The organism is Pedobacter sp. (assembly GCF_045628745.1).
Taxonomy (GTDB): Bacteria; Bacteroidota; Bacteroidia; order Sphingobacteriales; family Sphingobacteriaceae; genus Pedobacter.
In genome coordinates, this window is the sequence record NZ_JAZQPU010000079.1 from 1 (window position 1) to 2,898 (window position 2,898).

General features: G+C 34.2%; 4 protein-coding genes. All 4 read right to left on the reverse strand.

Annotated elements, in window-relative coordinates; translation table 11 throughout:
- Positions 1–90 precede the first annotated feature (90 nt).
- Entirely contained in the window at positions 91–645 is a 555-nt protein-coding gene (locus ACR2F7_RS03625) for a TerD family protein (protein WP_432712230.1), read from the reverse strand.
- 1 nt (position 646) lies between these two features.
- Entirely contained in the window at positions 647–1,483 is an 837-nt protein-coding gene (locus tag ACR2F7_RS03630; RefSeq protein ID WP_432712231.1) for a phosphoribosyltransferase family protein, read from the reverse strand.
- A complete protein-coding gene (locus tag ACR2F7_RS03635; RefSeq protein WP_432712232.1) occupies positions 1,480–2,175 on the reverse strand; it encodes an HAD family hydrolase in 696 nt (231 codons plus the stop codon). Before ACR2F7_RS03635 ends, ACR2F7_RS03630 begins: the two co-directional genes overlap by 4 nt.
- A gap of 211 nt (positions 2,176–2,386) precedes the next feature.
- Positions 2,387–2,898 (reverse strand): hypothetical protein (locus tag ACR2F7_RS03640; protein ID WP_432712233.1); only part of this gene is annotated, 512 nt, incomplete at its 5' end.

A 2,898-nucleotide genomic window follows, 5' to 3' on the forward strand; every position in this document is an offset into this window, starting at 1 on the left:
TTGATTCCAACACAAACAGTTTGTAATTTACTACCATTACTTTTCTCAAGACTTATACGCTGTCCTTTTTGCAGATTAATTGCCATAGTTTTATTGATATTTATTTAAATAGTCCTGTAATCCACCTTTCATTCCCATACCTACTGCTTCAAATTTCCATTTGTTTTCGCGTTTATAAATACGGCCAAATTCTACGGCAGTTTCAATAGAAAAATCTTCTTCAAGTTCGTATTTTAAAACCACTTCATTGGTTGAGCTATCTAATATTCTGATAAAGGAATTCCTTACCTGGCCGAAGTTTTGTCTTCTGCTTTCTGCATCATGAATGGTCACTACAATACAAATTTCAGCAACTGCAGATCCAACTTTAGTTAAGTCAACCAGAATTTGCTCATCATCGCCATCACCATCTCCGGTAAGGTTATCACCAGTATGCTCTACAGCTCCATCAGGTGATGTTAAATTGTTATAAAACACAAAGTGCTCATCAGACACTAATTTCTTATTAGCATCCAACATAAAGATAGATGCGTCAAGATCAAATGCAGTTCCTGTGGTAGAACTATTGGTATCCCATCCTAAACCAATGGTAAATTTAGGGGCATCAATATTTTCTCTTTGCCCTTTTTGTAAGTTAATAGCCATATTAAATTAAGTTATAGTATTTGGTGTGCAAATATTTCTTTAAGTGTGTAAAATTCTGTTCGTAGCTCTCTATGTCATGGTAACTGTTGCCAATCGCTAAATGATAAAGGCTGTATATAAATTGTTCTGTCTGCTGTTCAAGAAAGATATTAAAGCTGTTAAAATCGCAATTTAGGATATATTTTACAATTCTGGTGTTAAAGGTGAAGCTTCCACTTTTTATGATCTCATTAAGATCGAATATGGATTTTACCTTGAAATAATTCAGGTGGTTTTCTATTTTAGGATGAATATCATTATTGACTAACTCCGCAAAGTACAGCATAAATATATCGTTTTTCAAGCCATATTCTTTCACCATTTTAAGAATCATTTTTTCATGGCTTCCCGTAATTTTGATGTCATCAAGAAAGAAAAGCACCTTATCTTTAAGGAAGTCTTTATCAATATGAAAACTATCATTGCCAATCAGCTTTAATCGCTCATCGGCACTTAGTTCACCATAGTCTTCTTTATAGGTAATCGTGCGGTGTACTTTGGCCTCTTGTACTACTAATTTGTTGTGCTCGGCCAACCAGTGGTTCAAATGGTATACAAAAAAGGTTTTCATGGCGTAAGTTGCCGTAGGTATAAAGCAGTATGGACTGGATATAACTACAATTTGTTCGTTGAGGTCATTCACTTCCAACACATCACGAATAAATCCTTCTGCCAAAGCTTTACCAAATGATTTAGCTACAGCATCATCGCCAAATTTAAAACGACTGTAGTCATGCGCATCAAAACCGAAATCTGCTGCATCGGATATTTTATGTAGAGAATAAGTATATGGGATCATGATAATAAAGTCGCTATGGATTGTTGATTAGAATTGATCAAAAAACTGTTTATTCCTGCCTGCTTTGCCCCTCTAACATCGGCAATAGGATTGTCACCGACATGAATAATCTCTTGTAATTCTAACTCAGGATGTCGCTGTCTATCAATGTTTTGCAACATCAGCTGAAAAAACTGAGGGTTGGGTTTTGAAAGTCTCACCTCATCAGAATATAATTGAAAGTCCAGTAATGGCTCTAATTCCAACTGTTTTAATAGCTTACGTAACGTTTTTCCTTTTATAAAACCTGTGTTACTTAAAATGTTGGTGCTGCACTTTCCTGAATCCTTTAATTTATTTAAAACATTTATTCCTTCGGCACAATATAACACTGGTGTATAATTGAACAAAAGTGTTTCCATTTCATTATACAGCCCATCAACGTCTATGGATGAGAAATCCGTGGCGTAATCATTGATGATACTGATCACCATCAGGTACATTTCGTCGGCATCTATATTTTTGCCAGTTTTTTCATTAATACTGTTCACCATCAGGTCAACATGGCGAAAAACGGCAATCACCTCTTCAATAGGTTTTTTCCTGCTGTTGAAATGGTGATGAAAATATTTAGCCCGCTCTGTTTTAAAAGAGGGGTTTGACTTGATCAATGTTAACCAAAGGTCAAAGGAATAATGTTTATATAAGGGCATTTTATGCTATCAAGTATAAATTAAATATTTTCGAATTTTAATATTACAAATTTTATCGTTGATCGCGAAATCCCTTAGCCCTATTTTATCATTATCAAGCTATCTGTTACGCTATTTTTACGGGATTATGATTTAATCCCTAGTCATACCATGCCCTTTGAAATGCCCTATATGGTGAATCAATTAAATTATTTTTTGTTATAAGGCTTACTTAGCCTGAGATATTTCTATACTTATCTTTAACTTCCATGTTCCCATCTTCAACTTTGAGTACAATATATTCCTTGCTGTCACCTATATTAATGAACCAGATACTTCTGCCATCTATATTCACTTTGATGGTTGTTTTGATATCATGATCAAAATAAGTGCTTTTTACGGTTTTTCTGACATCAGTAGGCATCTGCTCTTCATTGCCATATACAAGATGGTAAACTAAAGTACCATTCTTTTCAAATACAGCCTTATTTCTTTGATTGTTGAGAATAAAATTGACTAAAATTCTCTTATTAATTACGTACCATTTTGGAGCCTCTGCTTCTTTAAATATGCGACTAAATGAGTTAGTGACTTTAGCAGAAACTGCTTCCTTATTAGCAATACCGTAAATTTCGATTTCAGGAAGCTTGATTTGGGCATCAGAACTTTCTATAGCGGAAAAAGTTACCAAAATGCCAATTGCGAATGTGATCATTTGATTTTTCATGATGTTAATATTTAAGT

Coding starts and splice junctions, on each gene's coding strand:
- ACR2F7_RS03635 (WP_432712232.1), bottom strand. CDS start 2,175: ATGCCCTTATATAAACATTATTCCTTTGACCTTTGGTTAACATTGATC.
- ACR2F7_RS03630 (WP_432712231.1), bottom strand. CDS start 1,483: ATGATCCCATATACTTATTCTCTACATAAAATATCCGATGCAGCAGAT.
- ACR2F7_RS03625 (WP_432712230.1), bottom strand. CDS start 645: ATGGCTATTAACTTACAAAAAGGGCAAAGAGAAAATATTGATGCCCCT.